This window comes from Grimontia sp. NTOU-MAR1 (assembly GCF_035758505.1).
GTDB lineage: Bacteria > Pseudomonadota > Gammaproteobacteria > Enterobacterales > Vibrionaceae > Enterovibrio > Enterovibrio marinus.
The window spans coordinates 407,934-433,807 of sequence record NZ_CP142108.1; the positions used below are offsets into that span (position 1 = coordinate 407,934).

The window sequence follows — 25,874 nt, forward strand, 5'->3', positions numbered from 1 at the left end:
ATCAGGCTCCCGTTGGATGTGAAGAGGATTGCAGGATGAATGAAACGTCCGGTTCTGCGAGACAAGAGAATGAGCGTTTCACGTTGAGGTTGTTCGGGTCTAAGACGGCAACGGTGTCATTGGTCAAAGAGACAAATACATCGCCGCTGGTCGGATGAAAACTGACAGCAATAGGATCAGCAGGGAGGTCAATCGTTCCTTTATTTTCAAGAGATAAACTGAAAATACTGATGGACTGTCCGCCGTAGTTTGTGACATAGAGAAGGTCATCAGGAGACAGATAGGCTCTAGTAGGATCAGTACCTGTATCTGCGCGCGCAGTAACCTCTAGCGACTCTGTATTAATGGCGACGACTTGGTTATCGAGGCGGTTAGTGACGAATAGCGTTTGTTCATCATCAGACAGGCAATTGCCTTCTGGTTTTTTGCCCGGATACATGGCAACGGGCAGAAAGGCTGGATCCCAAGGTCTGATTTTTGTCACGGTATGACTAAGAAGGTTCAAACAATAAGCAGTGCTACCGTCCTTGGTCAGTGAAAACAAATGTGTTTTTAGACCACCGGAAGGTAGCGCCCGATCTGGAGCGTTAGCCGTTCTGGGAGACTCGAAAATGACCATGACATTTTGAGATTCGCTCATGGCATAAAGGCGGTCTTTGTCATCAAGCGCTAAGCCATGAATACGATAATATGGCCAAGTGCTAATGGTGTGGACATGCTCCTTGGTTTTCAAATCAATCACGAAAATACTACAACCTCCGTGGTCCTCAGTAATTCCTGAGTTTTGAACACCATAGTGTCCTACGTACGCGAACTCTCTTTTTGAATCGACAACAAACTCATGGGGAAACTGGCCCACCTCGATTTGCTTAATGGCTTCACCGTTTTCGACATCAAAGAAACCAATTGTGTGTGCGCTCTTTTGGTTTAGGAGCAAAATATCTTTTTTCATGTATACTTCCATTTAATACATCACATCAACAACTACAACTGAGTCTATATTTTGGCTTTCCTGTACCAATCTGTTGCTGAGTGCTCGGCCGAACTGAGGCACTTCAATCTCAAACACGTCACCATCAATGGTCTTTATAGAATCCGCGAAGCTGAGTGTTGATGTGCCGAAAAAGTGTATGTTGACGTCTCCGGGGTGACGGAAAAGACTGTACTTGAAGTGGTGATGCTCTAGATTACGGATGTTATGGGACATGTTGCTTTCGCCAGTCACAAAAGGCTTCTCCCAGATGACGTCACCGTCGCGTAGAATCTTACTTGTTCCTTCAAGGCTTTGCGGAATGTCGCCAATCAGTAACTCTGGTCCAAAACTGCAGTTTCTAAGCTTGGAGTGTGCTAGCCAAAGGTAATTATGGCGCTCTGTTATATGGTCAGAAAACTCGTTTCCGATAGCAAATCCTATCCTATGAGGGTTGCCAACGCTGTCATTAATGTATGCGCCAACGATTTCTGGCTCTTCACCCGCATCCTGTGCAAATGAGGGAGAAGGCATTTTACCAAAGGGCTTTTGAACAATACTGCCGTTTCCTTTGTAAAACCATTCTGGTTGAGAGGCATAGCGCGACTCGGTTGCTATGCCGTCTTCTATACCCATCTTGAACATCTTCATGGAGTCCGTCAGTGTCGAATCATCCTGCTGGATTTTGCTGTGCATCGACGCACGTGTGTCTGCACTGCCTAAGTGAGTCAGACCTGTACCAGTGACAAAGGTATGGGCTTGGTCTGGGTGGTGCAGGGGAGAAAGCACTAAACCGTCTTCAATCAATTTATGGTAGCTGAGGGTTTTTTCTGATAACAAGCTGTCAATCACGAATGTTAACGGTACAGAGCTTTCAATAGCCATGAGGGCTAAGTCATAAGTAGTCAGTGTCTTTTTAAGTGGAATCACTTCATCTGCACTGAGCACCTTTGCCAAACTGGGCCCTTGATCTGATAGGTATTGGATTACACGGTAATGAGTCATTTTGTTACCTATTCGATGATGTTGAAGTGATCGAGATACTTGGTGGAAATCGAAAGACCCAGTCCTGGTAAGGTGTTATCTAAATCCACATAGCCATTAACCGGAGCGGGATCGCCTTCAAAGATGTAATAGAACAGCTCATTACCAATTTCTACATCATGAACAGGGAAATACTCGGCGACGGGAGAAGCCAGTGTCGACATGGTTAGATGGTAATTGTGCATTTGACCTGCGTGAGGAATGACAGGGACACTATACACTTCGGCTAAGGCATTAATTTTACGTGCAGCCGTTATTCCGCCAACGCGGTTGGTATCATACTGAATGACGGAAATTGCTCGCTTGTCTAACAACTGTTTGAAACCATGACTGGTAAACTCATGTTCTCCACCGGAGATCGGGATGCTGGTTAACTGGTTCAACTCCGCATAGCCGTCGATATCATCTGGAATTACTGGTTCTTCAAGCCATCTGGGTTCAAAACGTTCAAGCTTTGGCAAAATACGTTTTGCGTACTCTAGGTTCCACCCCATGTAGCACTCGAGCATCAGATCATTGTCGTAACCGATAACTTCCCTGACGGCTTCAACGGCCATTAGATTTTGCTTAACACCTTGGGGCCCATCATTGGGACCGTGGCCGAAACGCATTTTCATCATGTTGAAGCCTTGATCGAGATAAGACTGTGCCTCTCTTTGCATTTCATCCAAATCAGTTCGGTATAGCTTGGAGGCATAAACAGGGATTTTTTCTTTCGTTCTTCCTCCAAGCAGTTTAAAGACTGGCTTGTTAGTGGCTTTGCCCATAACATCCCATATGGCTATATCGATGGCAGAAATTGCTGCCATACCAATCCCTTTACGTCCCCAGGCGATGGTGGAGCGATACATGCTCTGCCAGATGTGTTCATAATCGAAGGGATCCTGTCCGATAACGAGTGGAGCGAGATAATGGTCGATAATGTTTTTTGCGATACGGGGTGCTAATGCCACATTACCAATACCGACAATACCGGTATCCGTCTGTATCTCGACAACTGCCCAATCATGGAAACGAAATGTCCCCATTGAATCGCCTGTTCTCCAGAGCATATCTGTAGCGTTAGAACAGAAATTAGAAGCGGGTGGAACAGTATGGCCTTTCCACTCGAAAACTCGGGTTTTTATCGATGTGATTTTCATTTACTTCCCTCTTTAAGATCATCGATTGGAGGTGGATTTTCCCTGAATTGTGATTCACCCATGACACAAGCTAAATTGAACGCCTTGCGCATAGCATTGAAATTAGCCTTGTTTTCACCGGCAATATCGAAAGCCGTTCCGTGAGCGGGAGTAGTGATAGGAATAGGCAGCCCACCTTGGACAGTCACGCCATTTTCAAAGCCCAACAGCTTAATCGCGATTTGTCCTTGGTCGTGGTACATAGTGACAACCGCATCGTATTCACCATCTCTGACCTTGAGAAATATGGTGTCCGCAGGAAAAGGCCCATGTGCGTTGACTCGCTTCTCCTTCAAGAGACTCACCGCTGGGCTAATGATCTCAATCTCTTCTCGACCACACGTACCGCCATCTCCACCATGTGGATTAAGCGCTGCAACGGCTATTCTTGGATTGGATATACCGGCTTTGATTAGGCTGTCGCTGATTAAACAACCTGCTTGGACGATACGCTCGGTTGTAATGTATTTTGAGATATCTTTCAGGGGAACGTGTGAAGAAATCCTGGAAGTCCAAATGCCATCCAAGGTATTGAATTCGCAAAAGTAACTATTAACACCCAGAAAATCAGCGAAAAAATGGAGTTCATCTTCAAACTCCATTCCTGCCATTTTCATCGCATGCTTGTTAAGTGGTGCAAAGCAAATGGCATCTATCTTCCTGTCCTGTGCCGCGTGTAGGCAAAAAGATAGTGCATCAAGCACTGATTTCCCGCTGGCTTGGTTCGCAACCGCTACCTCCAGAGACTCCTCAGGCATTGTGTTGACTGGTAGAAAATAGATCTTTTCGCCGGAACTCTGGCTGATCTCGCCAAAGTCTGTAATGTGCGTCGCCTCTATTTTTACACCAACAGTTTTCTGCGCATTCTTCAAAAGCCATTCGTCACCGACGATAACAACCTTGCAAGCTCCCCGCTCGAAGTTTGGCTCTGCAAAGTTTTTCACAACCAGTTCAGGACCAATGCCTGATGGATCACCTAATGTCACTGCCACTATTGGCTTTGTTCTGACCATCTCTACTTTCCTGTGATTCGCTTTGCCCGGTCGTCTTCTACTCAAACGGAACGCTAGTTTAAGGGGTACGGCGTGTCCGTGAGCCGATAGAACACTTCTGAGCGCTCAATGTTTACACTAAATGGTATTTAAAACGTACCAGTTGGTTTTTCAGCTTACAAGGTGAACGAGGAGGTAATCTTAATTTCAATTTGAACAGATATAGATTTCTGAAGATATTTTTCCCTGTAACTTATTGATTTTTAGTGATGTAAATTAGCCTAAGATATGTGATTTTTGGATGTAAAATTATTTATATTATTGATATATATATACTTAAAGATATTAGACTAAATAAAAACTCAACTGTGATAAATAAATTCCCTTATTGTCTCACTAGTAATATTTCATTCATATATTACGTTATCTAGTTTGATAAAAAGCAAACTATGAACAAAAAATGATCAACAGGCGATCTGATTAGGATTTCTTCTGGTACATTTAACAGACCAGTTAGTTGGGGGGTTATAAGTTGAATACCCTCAGCAGTCTGTTGCTACACGTTGCTCCGTTGCTTCTCGTGACAACAGTAACGAAGGATAGCTTCCACATTTTCAAGGATTGAACATGCCTCAAATTAGAATTAAAGAACTCGTCAAACGTTACGAACATGTAGAAGTCATCCACGGTCTAGATCTCACCTTTGAAGACAACGAATTCACTGTGCTGGTCGGCCCATCAGGTTGCGGGAAGTCAACGACGCTCAGAATGATTGCAGGGCTGGAAAGAGTGTCCTCTGGAGATATATACATCGGCGAGAGGGAGGTGAGCCAACTTGAACCGAGAGATAGAGACCTTGCCATGGTTTTTCAAGACTATGCGCTATACCCCCACATGAATGTCGAGAAAAACCTCTCTTTCGCACTCCGCCTGGCAAAAGTAGACAAAACAGAAATTGACAATCGCGTGAGAAGCGTTTCAGAGATGCTTGGCCTTGACCATTTACTTCACCGTAAACCTGGCGAATTGTCTGGAGGACAGCGGCAAAGAGTCGCAATGGGCAGGGCTTTAGCTCGTGACGCTTCTACGTTACTAATGGATGAACCTTTGTCTAATCTTGACGCGAAGCTGAGAGCACAGATGCGGGCTGAACTCATCCTGATGAGAAAAAAGGTAAACAAAAACATTATATACGTTACCCACGATCAGATAGAGGCCATGACCCTCGGAGATAGGATCGTAGTAATGAATGATGGATATGTTCAGCAGCACGGCACACCAGAAGAACTTTTTTGCCGCCCAGTGAACAAATTCGTTGCGGGCTTTATGGGCTCACCTTCTATGAACTTCTTATCGGGTGATGTGAACCACACAGAGGAAGGGATTTTCATTGAAGGGGATGGCTTCCAATTCCGAGTAGACCCAACGCTTGAAGACAAAATAAAACAACTCTCATCTTCATCAGTGTATGTTGGTGTCCGTCCATCTTCATTTTCGACACATCCTCTAGAATATTCGAACAAAATTAGACTCCCAGTATTAGTGACAGAGTACTGCGGCTCTAACTCCATCATTGTTTCTGAAATCGGCGGCAATCGGGTTGCTATTGAAGTGACCTCCGAAAGCTTGCCTAAACGGGACGAATACGTTGATTTTTATTTCAAGTATTCGGACCTCTATATCTTCGATGCAATAACCGAAAAAGCACTTTACCCAGACAACTGATCGTAGACAGGGAAGTGTTATTCATTACTCACCAATTACCCCAAGCAGTTATGCGGGAGGAGAAATGTTAAGGAATGCAAAAAATCTGAAGAGTTGCGCCATTTCATTGCTGGCTTGCACAGGAATGTTGTTGTCGGCCAATTCATTAGCGAACCCTTACCAACCATATGAGGGAGAAACGTTGGTCGTGAATTTCCCAGCGCACCCTCACTACGATGCCGTGATGAAGGTACTTCCAGAATTTGAAAAGCAAACCGGTATTGGTGTTGAAGTCGATCAACTTCAATACTTGGCTATGCGTCAGAAGCAAACGCTGGAGCTAACGAAAAGAAAAGGTGACTACGATCTGATCGCTTATGTTGTTTTCTCGAAAGCGGATTATGTGTCAGCAGACCAGATAGAGCCGCTCGCTCGCTTTTTTATGAATCCAAAGCTGTCTGATCCCAACTATGATGCAGATGACCTTATTGATGGTTACGTACAAAACGTTGGTGTAGCGGGTGGTAAGAAAGGCTACCTCCCAGGGCCTACTGGCGCTTTGTTTGGCATTCCATTTGGTTCTGAAACCTCAGTGTTGGGCTATAGAAAGGACATTTTCGAAAAACATGGTTTGAAAGTGCCTGAAACTTACGCAGAGCTTCTTGAGACTACTTGTAAAATACAAGAACTCGAACCAGGCATGGTTGGCTTAGCGACACGCGGAAAATCAGGTCACCAAATCTCTCATGCTTATCTTCTTCATTTAGCACCTTTGGGTGGAAGGATCTTCGATGAGCAGTGGAACCCGACCATCAACAGCCCGAAGGCCGTCAAAGCCGCTGAAGCACTCAAGACAATTTTGGAGTGTGGGCCCGAAGGAGGAACGTCATTCGGTCTGTCTGAAGCGAAAAATGCCTTCCTACAAGGCAAAGCTGCGATGTACCTAGATACCACCATTGTAGCTGGTGAAGTGAATGACCCTGAAAAATCAAAAATTGTGGGAAAAGTCGGCTGGGCAAAACACCCTATGGGTGAGCGTAGGGCTTCTCAAACGGGCGGGTTTGGCCTTGCTATTCCAAAAAATGCCCAAAACAAAGAGGCAGCGTTCTTGTTGATGCAATGGCTGACTTCCAAGGAAGCGGACAAGATGATTGCGCTTGCTGGCGGTAATCCATCTCGCTTCTCTACACACCAAGATCCAGATGTCGTCGCTAAGTTTCCACAAATGGAAATCTTCGGTGAAGCGCTCAAGGATGCGGATCCTGACTGGAGACCAATCATTCCAGTATGGGGGCAAATTAATACTGAGTTGGGCACCAATCTATCCAAAGCGATGACGGGAGAAATCACTATCAAGGAAGCGCTGGATAGAACTAACGACACCGCAAAATCTATCATGACAAAAGCAGGCTATTACACCTATCAATAAAAATACTGAGGCAGGCTAATCACCTGCCTCCAACTATCCAACGGAACTGGAAAATGCAAATTATGAGTTCATTGTCATTGGGCAAAAGCGAAAAGACAGAGCGGCGAACACTACGTCACTTTATGAATAACGCTGCGCCCTACCTATTCATGGCACCTGCAGCAGTTATTCTGGTTTTCGCACTGGTCTATCCCGTCGGCTATATGATGTTTGCCAGCTTCTTTGACTGGAGACCTAGTCAACCTTTTTCCGACGCCGAATTTGCAGGGCTGGACAATTATATTTGGCTGCTCCAGGACGCTGGGTTTTTAGAGTCTTTCTTTGTGACTGTCACTTTCGCTTTCACCGTTGTGCTTCTTGAGATGGCATTAGGTGTTGGTTTGGCATTGATGCTAGAAAGGCCAATGAAAGGAATGTCTGTTTACCGGACGATATTCATTCTACCAATGATGATTGCCCCTATCGCCGTGGGCTTAGTTTGGCGCTATATGTATAACCCACAGTTCGGCATCTTTAATAAAATGCTCAATGCTTTGGGCTTTGAAAGTATCCCATGGTTGTCAGACCCTTCTTGGTCTCTTTTTTCTATCATTCTTGCGGATATCTGGCAGTGGACTCCCTTCGTGATGATCCTTTCACTGGCAGCACTTCAGTCTCTGTCAAGCTCCGTGGTAGAAGCTGCCCGTCTTGATGGTGCGAACAACTGGAACTTAATCTGGCATATCAAGATTCCACTCATGCTTCCTGTTCTTATCGTCACACTACTGTTGAGGCTGATAGACGCATTCAAGGTGCTGGAAGTCATCATGATCCTTACCAATGGTGGGCCAGGGCTATCAACGGAAATACTTTCCCTTAGGATTTTCAAAACGGTCACTGACAGCCAAGAGCTTGGGCTTGCAGCGGCACTTTCAAACATGCTTTTGGGCTTGGTTCTGATCATCACCATTGTGATGTTTGTCTTTAACAAAATGCGTGAAACACGTAGCAGCAAAATGAAAGCTGCAGCAGAGAAGTATTAGGGAGATTAGGACATGAAACGAAGCACGGTAAACACAGTCCTGTATTACTCAGTACTCCTCTCACTGGTGGTTTTTTCGTTGGGACCGATCGTCCTAATGTTTATCACTTCTTTCAAGTTGAAAGTCGACATCATGAGCGATAGCACGGCATGGTTTTTTATTCCAACGTTGCAGAACTACGCCACTATGCTTGATGACCGTTCGTTGGTGAATAATGTCAGTAACTCTCTATATGTGGCTATTGTATCAACTGCGATCACCCTAGTGGCGGGGTGTATGGCAGCGTATGCCATTGTTCGTTACCGTTTTTTCGGTAGGGATGTGGTATCTATGACGACGCTGGTGATGAGAATGGTACCGCCTGCAGTATTGCTGGTTCCTGTCTTTGGGATATGGACTTTCGACTATCAGATTGATGGCACTCTGAACGGTATTGTTCTCATCTACACAGCGATGAACTTACCATTTGTGATTTGGATATTGCAGAGCTTCATTACGCAGATACCGATTCAGTTAGAGGAAGCAGCAAGGATGGATGGGGCAAATCCCTTTCAGGTCTTTTTCCACATCATTTTGCCTGTGATTCAACCAGGTTTAGCTGCGGCTTCCATCTTTACGTTCAGAATAGCGTGGAATGAATTTCTTATTGCCAACGCGATCTCTGACCGAAGTACGAGGACAACACCAGTGTATATCGTAAATTCGTTGACGGAATACAATATTGACTGGGGTGCAATCATGGCAATGGGCGTCCTCTTAGCGATTCCTCCCATCATTTTTACCTTTATTGCATCTAAACAGATTATTTCGGGGATGACCGCCGGTGCTGTGAAGGGGTAGCAATGAGGTGGCTGTTAAACAAGCTTGCTATCAAGCCGCTGTGTCGTTGGCAGAAAAGAGCCTTCGCATTTGGAGCGGTTCTGATAGCGATGGGGGCATGCATATTCGTTACATTGCTGGTTTACCCCCATATCGCGCTAGATGCGGAAAAATCTAATCTAACCTCACTCACCGCAGATATAAAAAATGGTGAGTATGTCTATCACTTATCCGGTTGTGCGGCTTGTCATACAAGTTTGGGGAATGGCGCGAAAGCAGCAGCGGGTGGTAAGAGGATAAAAACGCCTTTTGGAACGCTTTTATCTTCCAATATCACACCGGATGAGACATTCGGGATAGGTGACTGGAGTATCACTGAGTTTGAACGGGCGATGAGAAAGGGTATTTCTCCGGATGGTTATTTTTATTATCCAGCCTTTCCATACACAACATATGCGCGCATGAGCGATCAAGATATTGTTGATCTCAAAGCATATATCGATGCCGGTATTGCACCTGCAGCTGAAAACGTAAAAGAGAAAACACTCCCGTTTCCTTTCAGTATCCGTTCGGGACTTGGGATATGGAATATTTTTTATGCGGATGATGACAACATTGTTCCTACTTCTGACGGTGAAGCTTCTCCAGAATTAAGGCGTGGGGCATATCTGGTTGAAGCATTAGGGCATTGCGGAGAGTGCCATACACCAAGGGATGCTTTGGGCGGTATTTTGCGTGATAAATGGATGTATGGTGTGGAGATCGGAGAATTCAATCCTGCGCCGAGTCTATTGAACTCTCCTGATGCACTTGGAGATTGGACCAGAGAGGATTGGCGCCGCTTTCTGAAAGTAGGACTGCTACCAGACGGAAATCACACTGGCGGAGAGATGGCTCTGGTTGTCGACGAGATCACCTCTAAGCTCAGCGATGAAGACGCGGATGCAATGACAGTATACTTTCAATCACTGCGGGGAGGAGATGAAAGGTGAAATGGTTACTATCACTCCTCATGTTATTTTCTTTTGTATCCAGTGCAGATGAGCCAGCGCTATGTAATACGTATCAGCATCAGGCGCGTCTCATCGACAGCGACCTTATTCTCTGCTGGTCAGTGCGTGATGATGATTTGAAAGTCAAAGCTATTCATCCTGGAGAAGTCTGGATAGGACTTGGCTTCGGTAAGACAATGACAAACGCTGACGCGGTCATTGGATATATAGATAAAGCTCTCGTTGTTGATAGCTATATGTCGGGCAGGCTTCAGGTCGATATCAATGACGATCCAGAGCAGAATATCACTGGCTCATCCATTGAGTTTGACAACGATGAGACCACACTGATATTTGAACGCATTCTGGATACCGGCGACATCAGGGACGCGGTGATTAATCCATCTCAATTTACTGATTTGCTGTGGGCTGTTGGTGGGAATAAGTCGTTTGGCCTTCACCCAGAATATGGGGTGCAGCAAATTCATTTTGGGAGTGGCGCGCAAGCAGAAAGGAGCTTTTCGGTTCTCATTATCCTCCATGCGCTTTTGCTGGTATTTAGCTGGGGGATCTTTTCTCCAATCATTATTACAGTCACTCGTTATTTTAAGGTCACCCCTGGGCAAAACTTTCCAATTTCTCTCGATAACAAGTTTTGGTGGGTCACCCACTGGTTAGGTCATGCTGGTGTTATTGTATTATCTATCATTGCATTTGGATTAAGTGTTTGGAGTATTGGCGGTTTTGACCTTTCAACTCTACATGCAAAGGTAGGCATAGTGGTGTTGGGACTATCAGTTATTCAGGGAGGATATGGCTGGGCAAGGGGAACAAAAGGAGGACCTGTTGATGATCATGGGAATCCTGTGCCCAGAAACATGTGGTATGGCGATCACTATAACATGACGCTGTATCGTCGGCTCTTTGAGTGGTTACACAAATCGATGGGCTATGTAGTGCTAATAGCTTCACATCTGTGTTTGTACACAGGATTCTTTCTCTTCAACCTTGGTGCCTGGGCTTATATTCTGTTGCTTGTTATGGAAGTTCTCATGGTTGGTGCGTATGTGCTTTTCAGTCTCCAACACCGTTGGATAGATACTTACCATGCTATATGGGGCTTTAGCCGCTCTCACCCTGGTAATAGATTTAGCAAGCGGCCTTATAAAGAGTAATCAATACACTTTTTAGAAACCACTTTTAACACGCATGACCTCTAGCGTGGTGTCGTAAACGCTATTGAGGTGATTGACCATCATCTCTTCTGCTCTATCTGGGTCTCGATTTTCTAAAGCCTGATAAATCCTCACGTGTTCTTTGTAACTCTTTTCAATGCTTCCATCGACAGACAGCACAACGCGCCTGAATTGAAGGCCAAATGCATAGAGCTCTTGAGCATATTTGTTGAGCAATTCATTAGGAACGCATTCGGCAATTAAACGGTGGAACTGTTTATCAGACAGTTGAAAATGAACGGGCTGATCGAACAGCTTTTGTTGTTGTTCAAGCAGCGACGCCATGGTCTTGAGGCCAAATTCATCGATATTTAGGGTCGCTTTTCTAACGATCGCCCGCTCGATGATTTTTCGGGTTTCAAATACAGTATCTATATCGTGATTGTTTATCTGAAGATCTGACAGACTTGGATTCAGTTCCTGACACTTTTCTAGAAGGTCTGTTGTTCTGTTAATGGTTGTTTTTGCACCGTGTGAGATGTTAAGCAAGCCGAACTCAGATATCAGCCCCAATGAACCGCGGACCGTTTCTCTACTTACACCAAAAGTGTTTGAGAGTTCTCGTTCACTCGGGAGTTCGTCACCGTCTCTCAGCAGTCCAGTGAAAATCATTTCTAAAATCTTTTCAGCGAGAATTTCTTTTTTGGTTTTGTTTCTTAGTTTGTGTTCATTATCTAAAAATAACAGAGACATAATAGGTAAGCCTTTTACTTTTATTCACGGGAGTGTCGACTGAAAACAAAAGCAGACTGATTATTAACTGGTCTTTAAAGCATACCAGAAAACGAAAGGATGTTTGTAGTACTTGCGAGATCTGTATGGATATTAAGTAATCAGGCGTAATGATGATGAGGAGATTCTGGGAAAAGATACAGAGCAGGGAATGTGCCCGCTGCTCTGTGATTGAGTAAAAATCGAGGTGTTCAGTTGGTTGGCGTCGAAGCCTCATCCAATAGGTACAAGATATTGCGGTATGGAATACCACTGTGATGAGTTAATCCAATCTCACAGGTTCTACTGTTGCTGAATCCACGCGTGCAACCATCCGGAATCTGGGCTTTGAGCGGTGAAAGGGCAGATTCATTGAGCTCTGGCGTAAAAAAGCCTTTATCGCCTGCAAAACCACAACACTCAATATGCTCAGGCACAATCACTTCCTTTGCACACGCTTTAGTGGCTTTCAGCAGAGTCTCAGCTAATCCCATACGTTTCGAACTGCAGGTGATATGAAGCATCACGGTTTCATCCAGTGGCTTGATATCCAACTCATCAATCAGATGTTCCATGATAAAGCCTGCTGGCTCCATGATATTCATGGTCTGGGAAAAGGTTTCCTTACTGAGTTTGGTGCAAGGGCTGGTGTCCATCAGCACTGGGACTTTTCCATGCTGGCTTACATGCCAAAGCGCGGCTTGAAGCTCCTCGCTTTTGTTCTTGGCGATAGAATTCATGCCTTTACTGTCATAAGGCATACCACAACAAAGTGATTTGAGCGCGTTTGGCGTAATGACTTGATACCCCGCACGCTCGAGAAGTGACAATGTCACCTCAGTTAATGAGCGTTTGTCATCACTGGTCACTTCATTGCTCATATTACGTGAGGAACAGGAAGGGAAGTAAACGACTTTTTTCTCTTTTGCGACAGCAGATGGCGCGACCTGGGCACTATTAGCAACAGGAAAGCTTTCATGCCAGATAGGTGTTTTGCCTTTTGTCAGTTTACGTAGTCCGTTAATAGCCGAACCGAGCGCTTTTTCGCCCAGTGTTTTCTGCATGATCTTATTGGTGCTTAAACTGAATCGGGTCATTGCAGTGACGGCGGAGAAATGATCCGCGGTCCATGTCGCAATCGGTGTAAAGCGTTTGTACTTTTCTGTTCGTACTTTCTTGATGAGATCGCCGGTGTTGATAGCGACAGGACAGCGGTCGGCGCACAAACCTGTTGCAGCGCAGGTATCCACACCCAAGTAGTCGAACGCCTTTTGAAGCTCTTTATGTCTGTCTGTATTGCCTTCGCGCTCGAGACGGCTCAACTCGCGATAAATAACTATACGTTGGCGAGGCGACAGCGAAAGCGTCCTTGAAGGACACACAGCCTCACAGAAACCACATTCGATACAACGATCGACGAGATCATCCGCTTTTGGCATCGGTTTCAGGTGCTTGAGGTGCGAATGTGGATCGTCATTGATGATCACACCTGGGTTAAGCAGTCCTTTCGGATCGAACAAGGTTTTGATGCGTTGCATAAGAGAGTAGGCATCAGTCCCCCATTCCAACTCAACGTAGGGCGCCATGTTTCGGCCAGTACCATGCTCTGCTTTTAAAGAGCCGCCATATTTCACGGCAACGAGCTGTGCCACATCGTCCATGAATTGACCGTAGCGTTGGACTTCTTCTGTGCTATCGAATCCCTGTGTGAAGACAAAGTGGAGATTACCTTCTAGCGCATGGCCAAAGATGATAGCTTCGTGGTAATCATATTGGGTAAACAACGCCTGAAGCTCTCGTACGCCCGATGCCAAACGCTCAATAGGGAAGGCGACATCTTCAATAATGACTGTGGTGCCCGCTTCGCGAACTGCGCCGACGGCAGGGAACATGCCTTTACGAATGCCCCAAAGTGTCGCGACGGTGTGAGCGTCTGAGGTGAATGCGACTTGATGCGGCACGTTATATTGGGCGATGGAAGAGAGAATAGTTGCACACTGCTGGTCGAGTGTTTCCTGATCCGCCGCGCGGCATTCCACCAGCAAGGCACAATGTTCGAGTGTCAGCGATGGCAGAAAATCAGGCATGCCGGGCTTGTCAGCCACGGAACGCAATGCGCGTCCATCCATCATTTCTACCGAAGAAACGGGCGTTTTAGAAAGCGCAGTAACGGCATTGGAAGCGGTTTCGATATCGTTAAACACTAACAAGGTTGATGCTTTGTTCGGGTGCTCTATCACTGTGTGGTAAGTAATTTCAGCAATGAAGCCCAAGGTGCCTTCAGAACCCACCATCAAGTGCGTTAGCACATCGATAGTATCAGTGAAGTCAATCAAAGCGTTGAGTGCATAGCCTGTGGTGTTTTTTAAGCGATATTTATGAGCGATACGGGATTTCAATTCGCCGTTAGCGTTCACATCATCACAGAGCGATTGAATCCCCTTAATCAGATGCTGGTGGCTTTGCTTAAATTGGGCAACCGAACGGCTATCTGCGGTATCGAGCAGGGTTCCATCGTGAAAAACGATCTTCATCGACTCGACGGTTTTATAGGTATTTTGCGCGGTACCACAACACATACCGCTGGCATTATTCGCCGCAATACCACCGATTTTGCAGCTGTTGATAGAGGCTGGATCAGGCCCGATCTTGCGGTCAAAAGGCGCGAGATAGCGGTTTGCATCTGCACCGATAACACCTGGCTGTAGCCTGATTTTCTTACCGCCTTCAAGAATGGTGTGGTTACGCCAGTTATCTGTGAGCGTAATTAACACTGAATCAGACACCGCTTGACCGGAAAGGCTGGTGCCTGCTGCGCGGAAGGTAAACGGAACATTCAGTTCGCCACAGGTTTGAATGATGAATAACACATCCTCTAAGTCATCCGCTTGCGCGACAATTTTAGGGATTAAACGATAGAAGCTGGCATCCGTACCATAAGCCAAACGACGGGTTTCATCCGTGATGAGGCGCTGCTGCGGAATCCGTTGTTGCAGCGCCTCATGAAGGGTTTTGTAGATTGAATCAGCCAACGTTTGGCTCATGGTTACTCCTTAACCAAAATCAGGATCAGGCGCTTCGGTCCGTGTGCGCCGTAGGCGAGGGTCTGTTGAATATCTGCCGTTTTTGAAGGGCCAGAAACCAATACCAAATTTGTTGGTGGTTGGGTTTCCCATCCCGCTTCTTTCCAAAACGACGAAGCCATTAACTCGCTGAAATTAGACACAATGTCAGATTCATGAAGGATAGCAATATGAACAGGGGGAACCAGTGACAGGGCTCGCGGTTCGTCTTCGCCGGTAACAATGGCGAGCGTGCCAGTATCGGCAATAGCCGCTTTAATCACATTAACGCTGGCATCAACATCTTGGAACAATGTCGTTTTCAGCGCTTCCATGGTTTGGTCATATTTGAGAGCCTTTGCATCAGGGCATTGGTTTGCGATAACTTCCTTCAACGGGCTGTTTTTGGAAAACAGCACTTTTCCGAATCCATTCGTTTGAATGCACTCTACCAGCGCAGTCTCAATGCTTCCTATCTCTGTGCGGATAATTTCCGTGTGGCTTGCTTCCATGCATGCCAATAAACGCTCAACGCGCGATTGTCTGTTTTCCGATGACCAAGCTTGCCACGTTGGTAATTCACTGCTTTGCAGTGAGCGTGGTGCCGCGTTCAACTTGGCGAAGATGGTGGCTCGTGCTTGTTGACTCTGTGCTCTCATTTTTGGCCTCCTTTGCGCTGTTTGAGCATGACTTTAAGTGAGGTTTTGGCAAGTTTCGGTTTCACGCGACACTGCGTCCAGTTGCCAAGATGATTCGGAATGAGTCCGTTCATCTTTCTCGCGGCATCGAGGCCTCTGTGGTAAAGCAATGGATGTGTGGCGGCATAGGCGAAACTTTTCACCGCTGCCTTTTCCAGCGTATTGCTGGCCGCATTTTGTCCCTTCAAAGCATCATGATTTGCTTCTGGCTTGTTCTTAGATTCCTGCCGCAAACGCTGGAGCAGGGAAGGGATAGGAATGCGAACCGGGCACACTTCCTCACAGGCACCACATAAGCTTGAGGCGGTAATCAGTTCTTTGGTGCTGTCGATTCCAGTGAGGTGCGGAGAAAAAATCTTCCCAATTGGACCTGGATAGACTGTGCCGTAGGCGTGGCCGCCTATCCGGGTATAAACCGGACAGTGGTTCATGCAAGCACCACAGCGAATACATTGGAGTGTTTTGCGAAGTTCTTCATCGTGATAAGCCTGAGTCCGTCCATTGTCCAACAAAATAAGATGGACTTCTTCGGGACCATCCAACTCGCTCTTTTTCCGTGGGCTGCTGATCATATTGAAGTACGTCGTGATGTTCTGGCCTGTTGCTGAACGGGTCAGGGCACTATAGAGCGGCGGTACGTCAGACAGGGACTCGACCACCTTTTCGATACCACTGATTGCAATATGGACTTTAGGAATAGTGGTACACATGCGACCGTTGCCTTCGTTCTCAACCAAGCAAAGAGTGCCAGTTTCAGCGACAGCAAAGTTAACACCTGAAACACCAATCTCAGCTTCTTGATAGGCCTGACGAAGAGCATTGCGGCCAGTTTGAATCAAGGTATCTACATCGGTCGTTGGTTTGAAATCGTTTAGGTTATGCTCGAAGGTGTCCGAGACCTGCTGCTTGTTCTTGTGAATGGCAGGCATGATGATGTGTGACGGTGTATCGCCATCCAGCTGAACGATGTACTCGCCCATGTCGCTTTCCAGGCAGCGAACGCCTTGTTTTTCCATATGATGGTTGAAGCCTATTTCCTCACTCACCATGGATTTACCCTTCACCATGAGCTTGGCTTGGTGTTTATTGGCAATGCCACTGAAAATCTCGTTGGCTTCATCAGCATTGAGTGCCCAGTGAACATGAACACCGTTACGGGTGAGCTGGTTTTCTAACTTTTCCAAAAGCTCTGGCAGCTTACTTAAACAGCGCTGGCGAATGGCTTCTGCCCGGTCGCGTACGGCTTTCTCTTCGGCTGCATCAGGGAAGGCATCACGGCGTTTGCCACGAAGGTAGTCCATCGCCCCACGGAAATTCTGTCTAAGCTCTTTCTCACCCAGAGCTTCTTGTGCCTGCAGGTGGAAATGTTCAGGAGTATTGTGACTCATTGTTCACCTCCTGGCGCTCTGGTTCGCTCGGCCAAAAAACGGGCGATATGCTTACCCTTGAAGGTTTCGCCTTTGTATTCCAGCACGCCATTGATATTGAGCATGCAACCCCAATCCGCGCTGACGAATTCAACGCCGCCGGTGTTTTTTAGGTTGTTTGATTTATCATCCACCATGGCTTCACTGATATTCGGATGACGAACAGAGAAAGTACCCCCGAAGCCGCAGCATTCTTCTTCATACTGGGGATGCTTCACTTCCACCTTGTTGAGTTGTCCCAGTAAATGAGCCGTGTAAACGTGTACGTTCATCTCGCGTCGTGCTGCACAAGACGTATGCATGGCGACAGCAATTTGTTCACCGCGGTCATCGAACTGTGCGCGGCAGACATTGGTCAGAAACTCAGTGAGCTCAAAAACACGTGCCGAAAAAGACTTGGCGGTAGTTTCAAAGGGATGATCTTTAAACAGGCGTGGATAGTGATGAACCATCATGCCGCCGCAAGAGCCGGATAGGATGACAATGGGGATATTTTCTGGGAAAAGCGCCATTTGGTTTTCGGCGACAACTCTGGCTTCCTCCGTATAGCCAGAACTGTAGGCAGGCTGTCCACAGCAGGTTTGTTTGGGAACGAAATCAACGTCTATGCCTTGCTCCTCCAAAAGAGAAATAGCGTCTAACCCAGTATCCGGGTCAAAAGCATCCACCAGACAAGTGGCGTAGAGATAAACCTTCCGTGGTTTTGCAGGGTAGATCCGAGGTTGTTGCATGTGCTGTCCTCGCGACATTGCTTTCATTGAGATTTAGTCAGTCTTTCAGCGACTGGATTTTCTAATTATTGGAATTTGAGAATAATGCGTAAACGATAGTTCGATAAATAGCATTGAATGAATTTATTGTTTCCAAAAACAATATAATGACGCGGGTTTGGGCTGTTTCAGGCAAAAGAAAAGCGCCAAATTTGGCGCTTTTCGGAGGCGAGCAGGGGGGGGTTAAAGCAAAGAGTTGGCCATTTCACGGCCAGCACCTCGAATATCATCAAGCGAATCAACAATGCTCTCGTTAAGGCCAAGCATGCTGTATTCGAGTTGGTGATTAAGCCAGGTGATTTTGGCTTCTTCGTCTGGAAGACTATCCCAGTTATCATCAACCTTGGCAGAGAAATTAATGATAGCAGCCAGTTGGGAAAAGCTGTCACCCTGAACAGCCCCGTATTGGTGCGCAATTGCATCGACAAGCGTATCGGCGAATTTCCAGCTTCGCGCTAATTCACCACCGAGTTGCGCGTTATCGGTGCTTAGCACAATTTGTTGGGCTTCTGATTTGGTTTTACCCGCTGCTATGTGAAGTTCAACCTTTTGGGCTTTGTCTGGATATACGGTGTAAATCAGGAGGTCGCCAATGTTATGAAGCATACCTGCGGTGAATGCTTCGTTTTGATCTGATTTCAGTTCTTTAGCCACGGTTTTGCATAGCGTTGCGACTTCGAAGGTGGCTGCCCAATATTCATTAATATCCAGCCCTTCAATTTTAGGGAAAGTACTCATCAGCGCTGAAGCGGTAACTAGCGTACGGATCGGTCCAAGACCCAAACGGATTACCGCTTCATCAACAGAGGCAACACTTCGGCCACGACCAAAGTGAGCTGAATTTGACAAACGCAAAACGCGGGCACTGATTACTTGGTCCATCGCGATTTTTTCGGAAATTTGGTTCATGTCTGAACCTTCACTATTCACCAAGTCCATCAATTCCTGAACAACTTTGGGAATCTTTGGGAGCCTATCGATATGAGAAAGTAGATCTGCAGTTGCCATATTTAACCTCAACGCAATATTGATAAATTAAATATAGAACAATGTATGAAAAGTGGTACCAAATATTGATTATAAGACATTGAAGCAATTGAGAAACCCCGTATGATTCGGGGTTCATATGATGTGTCGCACTAATTATACGAGTTGCGCTGACAAGAATTCAGATTTCCTAATATTGAATTTATCAACCAGTGCTTCAACAGCAGATGTTTCGTATCCGCGTAGACCACTACATACCATTTTCTTTTTCCCTTCACCGATGACTTGTCCATTCTCTTTGAATACGAAGGCAAGAATCACGGCACCACGCTTGCCGGATACTTCCATCGTAGAATTGGTCAGTTCTACAGTCGGGTTAGAAAAGCCCAGATGTTTAAAGTTGAGCTCCATGCTTTCATACATCACAAGGGGACGGTCTGGATTAATCATCATACCGCTTTGTTCCATAAGGGGAACCATGATGTGAGGGAAGTTCATGCCGGAAAATTTCACATAGTTTTCTGCAACATTGGCGGCGAGCTTCTCATTCAGCAGATTCTCACCTTCACGCTGCATGGTCAGATAGCATTTGTCATTCGAATCAATAACATCCAAGTGTCCATTTTCGTCTTCACGAATGGTGAGTCCGAGGTTATCAGAAATCATACCCGAAAAACTGACTCGCATTTTCTGACTAATACCTGCTTTAGCAAGAAGAACAGAGAACAGAAGATCACCTGGCACACAGAATCGCTTTGAATCTTCGTCGTGTATTGGGTTGAAATCGCCCGCAACGAGTTTGGCGAAATGACTGGCTTGTTGGCGAGTGAAAACGAATTGGCCGTCTTTCTTGCTGAAATAGTTATCTAACTTCATGATCTCTTATGGTGGATGTCCACTGTTAATCTTGTTGGGCATTGTAACTGAGCGACCAGGGGTAAATGGTCTAGCCAGTTATATAATGTGTCCTTGATAGATTCGGTCGAATGATTTTGTTTGAAGTGCTTCTACCATGGTCTTGGGGAAGAAAAGCAAATCCGGTAATTTATCTAATGGCATCCAAACCATGCCAATCTGATCTTTATCTGGTTCTGACGCTTGGGTGACTTGTCGGAAATTGGTTGCTTCAACAAAGAGTTCAATTTGATGAAGGTGTTTTGGAAGATAAGTGGTATCCAATTTATCAGCAATGACTTCTCGGACAAAAAGGATATCCCCCATATCCGCTTCACCACCGGTTTCTTCTAATAACTCTCGCTTAAAAGCAATATCCAGCGTTTCATTGTGTCTGACGCCACCACCAGGAATAATGTACCAAAGGCCACGTTCGTCGCGGTGTTCAGCGAGTAAAATTGCGTTGTCCCGATAGCAGACTGCGCGAACAGAAACTCTGAGTGGATGCATTGGTAAGTATCCCTTCCTGACAATGTGAACCAACAGCATACAGAGTTGCTGGGGAAGGATTCAATATGTTGTCACTTTTGACTAGCGATTTGCTGATGCTGTTGTTTCTTCCGCTTGGTAGAAACGAAAGAAGTTTTTACCATTGTTTTTCACGTAATACATGGCTTCATCTGCTTGCTCAATAAGCGCACTGATCGTTTCATCGTTATTAGAGTACACGCTAATACCAATACTAGAGCCGACAGTCGCGGTCTGCTCATGACCTATCTCGACAGGAAGGGCTACCTGGAATTGCAGATCAGACGCAATGTCTGAAACGGCGGTTTCGTAATTTGGGTTGTAAGAGAATCCAATCAAGAATTCGTCACCACCCCAGCGTGCCACAACATCCGAGCCACGGAAGAATTGTTTGATGCGGTTAGCGACCTCGATAATCACCTTATCACCAGCATCATGCCCGTAAGTATCGTTGACATGTTTAAAACCATCGAGATCAATCATGAGAACGGCGAACTTACGTTGTTTTTTGTCGGCTTCTTGAAGTGAGACTTCGAGTTTGGCCATGCCTGCACGTCGGTTCAGGAGCTGTGTAATCGGGTCATGCTCTGATTCATAGATAATATTTTGTTCACGCTCTGCGCGCTCTGTGATGTCGTAAAGGACGACCTCGAGCAGACTATCATCTGGATTATTAATGTCTTCAACTTTCGAAAACAGACAATGTACCCAACGGTCAGCAGCACGGACTTTGTGTTTAAGCTGAATATCTACAGCACTGAACTGATTTCCGGGCTTAAGCCAGAACTCGTCAATAAACTCTTTAATCTCTGCAGGATCGTTAAAATAGCCTGTGAAGTCTGTTTTGGAGAATCGGTCAGTATCGACAATAAATGTCTGGCCGAGCAGCCTCAGTAACGCAGGATTTGCGACGATTAGCCGGTTACTCGAATCAATGAGGCCAATACCTGCACTTGCACGCTCAAAGATAAAGCGGAATTTCTTAGAGAGGTTTTCAGTTTCAGATCGCAGGTCACGTTCATTATCAATCTGATTGTTTACCGCATCCAATAGACCATTAATGTCGCTGACTAATGCACCGATCTCGTTTTCTTTATGGCCAACAGGCACATCTATTCGTGTGGTATCACCCGGTGTAATCAAGTGAAAGCGATTAGCGATTTTTTTCATTGGTTCAGTAAGGATACGGTTAACGATGATAAGCGTTAGTAAGGCGGTAATAACGGAATATAACACCAGCACGATTACCTGGATCTTTGCCAGTGAGATTGCGTTGTTTTCGATATATTTTTGATTTGGGTAGACCAAAAGGTCGCCAACGAATTCATTTTCGTTAAATGGTGACAGGATAGGAAAAATGATCGCGGTGTCAGTTTGCTCCAAATCGCTGCTACCTGAGAAAGAGGCAGATAGTCCATCCTGACTGGTTAAGCGAGCAGCGGAGATAATGTCGTTGGCTTCAAGTCCACGCAGTACTTCCTCGGCCAGTTCTTTGTTACCCAAATACATCGCAATAGAAGCAGTTTGTTCGATGGTGGTGATAACCTGTTTAATCTGGCTACGCGAGCGGTCAACTTCTTGGTGATAAGAAATGTAGAACCAGGTTATAGACGCGAAGATCGAGAAAATGAGTGCGCCTGTGGCAACACCCGTTGCAACTCGGATATGGACACGTCTATTGAGAATCTTCAAATTTATATACCACTTTTAAACCATGAACCAAATCGCCTTTGCTGATATATGCAATCGCGTTTTTGTTTTGTTTAATCAAAGCGATAACATCTGCGGAAGAGCGTACCGTTTGAGGGGGCTCTGACTTACCGGTGAAGAGCAGTCTTGCCCAGTATGCATTGACTTGAGCTGATGACTTACCGACTAACGTCCGATAGAAGTAATCGCGCTCTTGGCTTTGCTCTGGAAGGTCTGTTGTATATGCTGATTCTCCATTTGGGTAGGAGTTGGAACGGCCCATATACAGATCTACTAATTGACGGGAGGACAGAGAGATCAGTGGATTTTCTACATTAACGACCACAACTAACTCTGCACGGGTCCAAGGCGGCCATGCTAGCCAAATCAAAGTGAGTAGTGTTAATGCGAATATTTTCATATCAAAACACAAAGCTCAGGCCAACAGAGATGGTATCGATATAGTCAGGCACAGGCTTTGTCAGGGCTTTTTCATTAACTGACCAACTGCCGATCCTATCGTTGTTCAACCAAGATCTTTCAATTTGTCCTTTAAGTGAGAGTTGCGAATTAATGTAATAGCGCGCCCCTATACCCAGCGTTTCCTGATCGATGACTCGTGCATTCAGGTTACTTTTGATTACTCCATATGCATAACTGATCTCAGGTATTGTTAGAGCTGCGATAGAAGGCGGTTCTAGTTCGTAGAAATCACCGAAAGACTTGGCTTTTGAAGCAAAACCGTAAATGGTAAGATCATTAACCGTTTTCCCTAGGCTTGTATAACCAGCCATCAAATCGGGGAAAAACGGCCAATCAGCATCTGTGTAACTTAGCTCAGCTTGGATGCTCCAATCTTCAGTCTCATATTGAGCGCCAAGCGAGTAGTAATAGAAACGTGTCGTTTCGACTTCAAAATCTTGTAATGTATTCTGAAGCGAAGGCCATAATGCCAAAATTTGGCTATTTGAAGATGCCAAAGTGATTAGAGATGACGCTGGGTTTCCCTCATCAACTTTGGCTGTTGTCGCTGAACCCGAGATATTCCATCGGTCAGAATAAAAGCTGAGTTTTGTGCCTATCATGGGTGACAGCGTCACTTCATAAGAGCTAAATATCGTGTTGATGGAGACCGCGGATTGGCCACCAAAAACTCTTGCTTCTATGATCCCGTCACTGAGAGGTGTGGTATATGCGATATCGCCGCCATTAAGACTAGTGACAGGAATATTGGCATAGAAATCGGTAACAGGTTTGGTCCAAAGGTATGCGAAGCCCACATCGCGATACTCTGACAACATGTAGATGGGTGTGGCGATACGACCAACGCGTACACTAACTGCTGAAGAGACTCTGTAACGGAGAAAGGCCCAGGTAATAGTCTTGTCTAAATTGTTTTGGATGCGGTCTTTGATAACGCCCTGAACGACAAAATCCCAGCCATCGGAGAATCTGGCGTTGAGTTGCAGCCCAATGGAGGAACCTGCATCCAGGCTCCATTCGCGATAAATAGGGCCCTTAGTTAGATCATAAACATAGCCAAAGTCATCTGTACCGGAATGAATAGCGGATAGGTTACCAAACCCACTCAGCTGCAAGTGTTCATTAGCCACAGCATTAACTGAAGCTAATGTAGCTACTGAGGCAGCGAATAATATGAGTTTGAGCGGTCGCAATGAGTTATTCCGGATCATGCTTGGGACACTCATTAAATATAAGACATATTTCGGATTTCTCTTGTTAAATGTTGTTTTATGTAGGATTTCGACCATGGTCTAGTCCCACTCTGCTGTTTTGCCAATACCAACAGTGATATAAAGGTTTAAAGCACATAAATCCAATACAGAAGAAGTGCGCAGGAACCAAGACCAGAAAGGAAGCTCAATATGCAATTTCCCTATAGAAACATTGTCATACTGACGGGGGCAGGTATCTCGGCCGAATCCGGGATTCGTACATTTCGGGCCCAAGATGGTTTATGGGAAGAGCATCACATCGAAGATGTGGCAACGCCTGAAGGTTTCGCCAGAAATCCAGCGTTGGTTCAGACTTTTTATAACCAGCGAAGAAGACAGCTGCAGTCCGGTGTTGCGCCGAACCCTGCGCATGAAGCACTGGCAAAGCTGGAGCGTGAACTGGAAGGGTCGGTGATAATCGTTACTCAGAACATCGACAACCTTCATGAACGAGCTGGTAGCGAAAACATCATTCATATGCACGGTGAGCTTCTAAAAGCGCGCTGTAGTGGCTCTAACCAAGTGTTGGATTGGAAGGATGACATTATGGTTGATGACCTGTGCCATTGCTGCCAGATACCTTCCTCTATGCGCCCACACGTGGTTTGGTTTGGCGAGATGCCGTTGGATATGGACAAAATACATACAGCTTTGGTAGAGGCTGACCTGTTTATTTCAATTGGTACGTCTGGTTCAGTTTATCCCGCGGCAGGATTTGTGCATGAGGCTGCCATCAATGGTGCAAAAACGATTGAAATGAATTTGGAGCCGAGTGCGGTAGAAAGTGAATTTGACGAAAAGCGCTATGGGAAGGCGAGTGTTTTGGTTCCTGAGCTGGTAGAAGAGATTCTTGCACTGCAAGATTAAATGGATTGCAGTATGGACGTAAAAGCGGCCAATGAATGGCCACTTTTTCGTGTTCTACTGACCCGCTTTCAGCTTCTGAAAGTACTCTTCATAAAGTACGTTCGCTTCGCCAACAGAGCTCTGCCATTCGCCTTTTTCCATGACATCTTGTGGTGGATAGACGCTTGGGTCGTCTTTGAACGCTTTTGGTAAGAGCGGGTAAGCCGCTTTAACCGGTGTTGGGTAACCAATGTCGATAGCCAGTTTCGCTGCATTCTCAGGACGTAGCAAGAAGTCGATCATCTTGTGCGCTGCGTCTACGTTCTTCGCAGTGGCAGGAATTGATAGGCTGTCCATCCAGAAAATTGCGCCTTCCTTCGGCCATACTATGTCTACCGGCGCACCTTCACTGCGTGCGATGTATGCCGACCCGTTCCACAACATACCAAGCGCGACTTCGCCGGCCATGTAAGGGTTTGCCGGGAAGTCAGAATTGAATACCAGCACGTTTGGCATGATTTTCTTCAACTCTTCGTAAGCGGCTTTGATTTCTTCCGGGTTGGTCGTATTTGCTGAGTACCCGAGTTTGGTGAGCGCGATATGAAAGAATTCACGAGCGTCATCCATCATCAGCAGTTGGCCCTCGTACTCTGGGCTCCACAGATCGGCCCATGAGTTAACAGAGTCTTTTTCAATAAAGTCTGTGTTTACACCAATACCTGTAGCGCCCCAAATGTAAGGGATAGAGTATTGGTTATCCGGGTCAAACGGTTTGTTCAGGTTGTTTGGATCCAAGTCGTCAAAGTGGCTGAGTTTGCTTTTATCGATTTTTTGCAGCATACCTTCATCGCGCATCTTCTTCACATAGTAAGTCGATGGCACAACCAGATCGTAACCGTCAGGGTGTGTTTTCAATTTGGCATACATGCTTTCATTTGATTCATAGGTTGAGTAAATGACTTTGATGCCAGTTTCCTCTGTGAACTGCTCAAGCACTTCGGTAGGAATGTATTCAGACCAATTGTAGAAATAGAGCTCTTCCTCTGCGATTGCAGTGTTAGAGAAAAGAGAGAAGGACAGGGCGCTTCCCAGCGCAAACTTAGACCAGGGTTTCATCGACAACTCCTGTAGTTTTTCA

Annotated in this window: 23 protein-coding genes; 7 read left to right on the forward strand and 16 right to left on the reverse strand. The window is 45.8% G+C overall.

All coding sequences use genetic code 11. The features are described 5' to 3' along the window. Nucleotide 1 precedes the first annotated feature (1 nt). Genes VP504_RS01790 through VP504_RS01805 form a run of 4 tightly spaced genes read right to left on the reverse strand, consistent with a single transcriptional unit; the run spans nucleotide 2 to nucleotide 4,208 of the window. Entirely contained in the window at nucleotides 2-952 is a 951-nt protein-coding gene (locus VP504_RS01790) for a YncE family protein (RefSeq protein WP_325892660.1), read from the reverse strand. Between the two features lie 12 nt (nucleotides 953-964). Then, a complete protein-coding gene (gene araD1, locus VP504_RS01795) occupies nucleotides 965-1,975 on the reverse strand; it encodes an AraD1 family protein (RefSeq protein WP_325892661.1) in 1,011 nt (336 codons plus the stop codon). An 8-nt stretch (nucleotides 1,976-1,983) separates the two neighbouring features. Beyond that, a complete protein-coding gene (locus VP504_RS01800) occupies nucleotides 1,984-3,156 on the reverse strand; it encodes an L-rhamnonate dehydratase (RefSeq protein WP_325892662.1) in 1,173 nt (390 codons plus the stop codon). After that, nucleotides 3,153-4,208, reverse strand: coding sequence for a 4-hydroxythreonine-4-phosphate dehydrogenase PdxA (locus tag VP504_RS01805; RefSeq protein ID WP_325892663.1), 1,056 nt, complete (start codon nucleotides 4,206-4,208; stop codon nucleotides 3,153-3,155). The genes VP504_RS01800 and VP504_RS01805 overlap by 4 nt, the downstream gene beginning before the upstream one ends. A 606-nt stretch (nucleotides 4,209-4,814) precedes the next feature. Between VP504_RS01805 and VP504_RS01810 the strand changes: the two genes are divergently transcribed. The 6 genes from VP504_RS01810 to VP504_RS01835 all read left to right on the forward strand — a co-directional run bounded on the left by VP504_RS01810 (nucleotide 4,815) and on the right by VP504_RS01835 (nucleotide 11,328). After that, nucleotides 4,815-5,912: an ABC transporter ATP-binding protein gene (locus VP504_RS01810; protein WP_325892664.1), complete on the forward strand. Its 1,098-nt coding sequence runs from the start codon at nucleotides 4,815-4,817 to the stop codon at nucleotides 5,910-5,912. Nucleotides 5,913-5,976: 64 nt separating this feature from the next. Next, entirely contained in the window at nucleotides 5,977-7,320 is a 1,344-nt protein-coding gene (locus tag VP504_RS01815) for an extracellular solute-binding protein (RefSeq protein WP_325892665.1), read from the forward strand. A gap of 53 nt (nucleotides 7,321-7,373) precedes the next feature. Then, the gene (locus VP504_RS01820; protein WP_325892666.1) at nucleotides 7,374-8,342 is read left to right on the forward strand and encodes a carbohydrate ABC transporter permease; all 969 of its coding nucleotides are present in this window, start codon (nucleotides 7,374-7,376) and stop codon (nucleotides 8,340-8,342) included. Nucleotides 8,343-8,354: 12 nt separating this feature from the next. Then, nucleotides 8,355-9,182, forward strand: a complete 828-nt coding sequence (locus VP504_RS01825) for a carbohydrate ABC transporter permease (protein WP_325892667.1) — start codon at nucleotides 8,355-8,357, stop codon at nucleotides 9,180-9,182. Nucleotides 9,183-9,184: 2 nt separating this feature from the next. Further along, complete coding sequence (locus VP504_RS01830; RefSeq protein WP_325892668.1) at nucleotides 9,185-10,153, forward strand: c-type cytochrome; 969 nt, start codon at nucleotides 9,185-9,187, stop codon at nucleotides 10,151-10,153. Next, nucleotides 10,150-11,328 carry a cytochrome and DOMON domain-containing protein gene (locus VP504_RS01835; protein WP_325892670.1) on the forward strand — a complete coding sequence of 393 codons (1,179 nt, stop codon included), beginning with the start codon at nucleotides 10,150-10,152 and terminating at the stop codon, nucleotides 11,326-11,328. Before VP504_RS01830 ends, VP504_RS01835 begins: the two co-directional genes overlap by 4 nt. A 12-nt stretch (nucleotides 11,329-11,340) precedes the next feature. Here VP504_RS01835 and VP504_RS01840 read toward each other — a convergent pair whose 3' ends face one another. From VP504_RS01840 to VP504_RS01890, 11 genes are all read right to left on the reverse strand, one after another. Further along, complete coding sequence (locus tag VP504_RS01840; RefSeq protein ID WP_325892672.1) at nucleotides 11,341-12,081, reverse strand: FadR/GntR family transcriptional regulator; 741 nt, start codon at nucleotides 12,079-12,081, stop codon at nucleotides 11,341-11,343. 230 nt (nucleotides 12,082-12,311) lie between these two features. Beyond that, nucleotides 12,312-15,143, reverse strand: a complete 2,832-nt coding sequence (locus tag VP504_RS01845) for an FAD-binding and (Fe-S)-binding domain-containing protein (protein WP_325892673.1) — start codon at nucleotides 15,141-15,143, stop codon at nucleotides 12,312-12,314. 2 nt (nucleotides 15,144-15,145) lie between these two features. Next, nucleotides 15,146-15,820, reverse strand: a complete 675-nt coding sequence (locus VP504_RS01850) for a LutC/YkgG family protein (RefSeq protein WP_325892674.1) — start codon at nucleotides 15,818-15,820, stop codon at nucleotides 15,146-15,148. Continuing rightward, nucleotides 15,817-17,247, reverse strand: coding sequence for a LutB/LldF family L-lactate oxidation iron-sulfur protein (locus VP504_RS01855; RefSeq protein WP_325892675.1), 1,431 nt, complete (start codon nucleotides 17,245-17,247; stop codon nucleotides 15,817-15,819). Before VP504_RS01855 ends, VP504_RS01850 begins: the two co-directional genes overlap by 4 nt. Continuing rightward, nucleotides 17,244-18,017 carry a (Fe-S)-binding protein gene (locus tag VP504_RS01860; protein ID WP_325892676.1) on the reverse strand — a complete coding sequence of 258 codons (774 nt, stop codon included), beginning with the start codon at nucleotides 18,015-18,017 and terminating at the stop codon, nucleotides 17,244-17,246. Before VP504_RS01860 ends, VP504_RS01855 begins: the two co-directional genes overlap by 4 nt. Nucleotides 18,018-18,239: 222 nt before the next feature. Beyond that, entirely contained in the window at nucleotides 18,240-19,064 is an 825-nt protein-coding gene (locus VP504_RS01865) for an HDOD domain-containing protein (protein ID WP_325892677.1), read from the reverse strand. 135 nt (nucleotides 19,065-19,199) lie between these two features. After that, entirely contained in the window at nucleotides 19,200-19,919 is a 720-nt protein-coding gene (locus tag VP504_RS01870; RefSeq protein WP_325892678.1) for a DUF3581 family protein, read from the reverse strand. A gap of 78 nt (nucleotides 19,920-19,997) precedes the next feature. Further along, nucleotides 19,998-20,447 carry an NUDIX domain-containing protein gene (locus VP504_RS01875; protein ID WP_325892679.1) on the reverse strand — a complete coding sequence of 150 codons (450 nt, stop codon included), beginning with the start codon at nucleotides 20,445-20,447 and terminating at the stop codon, nucleotides 19,998-20,000. 81 nt (nucleotides 20,448-20,528) lie between these two features. Further along, nucleotides 20,529-22,157 carry a diguanylate cyclase domain-containing protein gene (locus VP504_RS01880; protein WP_325892680.1) on the reverse strand — a complete coding sequence of 543 codons (1,629 nt, stop codon included), beginning with the start codon at nucleotides 22,155-22,157 and terminating at the stop codon, nucleotides 20,529-20,531. Continuing rightward, a complete protein-coding gene (locus tag VP504_RS01885; RefSeq protein ID WP_325892681.1) occupies nucleotides 22,141-22,575 on the reverse strand; it encodes a hypothetical protein in 435 nt (144 codons plus the stop codon). The genes VP504_RS01880 and VP504_RS01885 overlap by 17 nt, the downstream gene beginning before the upstream one ends. Before the next feature lies 1 nt (nucleotide 22,576). Further along, the gene (locus VP504_RS01890; RefSeq protein WP_325892682.1) at nucleotides 22,577-23,926 is read right to left on the reverse strand and encodes a hypothetical protein; all 1,350 of its coding nucleotides are present in this window, start codon (nucleotides 23,924-23,926) and stop codon (nucleotides 22,577-22,579) included. Between the two features lie 114 nt (nucleotides 23,927-24,040). Here VP504_RS01890 and cobB point away from each other — a divergent pair, with 114 nt between their 5' ends. After that, nucleotides 24,041-24,757, forward strand: a complete 717-nt coding sequence (gene cobB / locus VP504_RS01895; RefSeq protein WP_325892683.1) for a Sir2 family NAD+-dependent deacetylase — start codon at nucleotides 24,041-24,043, stop codon at nucleotides 24,755-24,757. A gap of 54 nt (nucleotides 24,758-24,811) precedes the next feature. On the opposite strand, the gene VP504_RS01900 is transcribed toward cobB, so the two are convergent. After that, a complete protein-coding gene (locus VP504_RS01900; RefSeq protein WP_325892684.1) occupies nucleotides 24,812-25,852 on the reverse strand; it encodes an extracellular solute-binding protein in 1,041 nt (346 codons plus the stop codon). Between the last annotated feature and the right edge of the window lie 22 nt (nucleotides 25,853-25,874).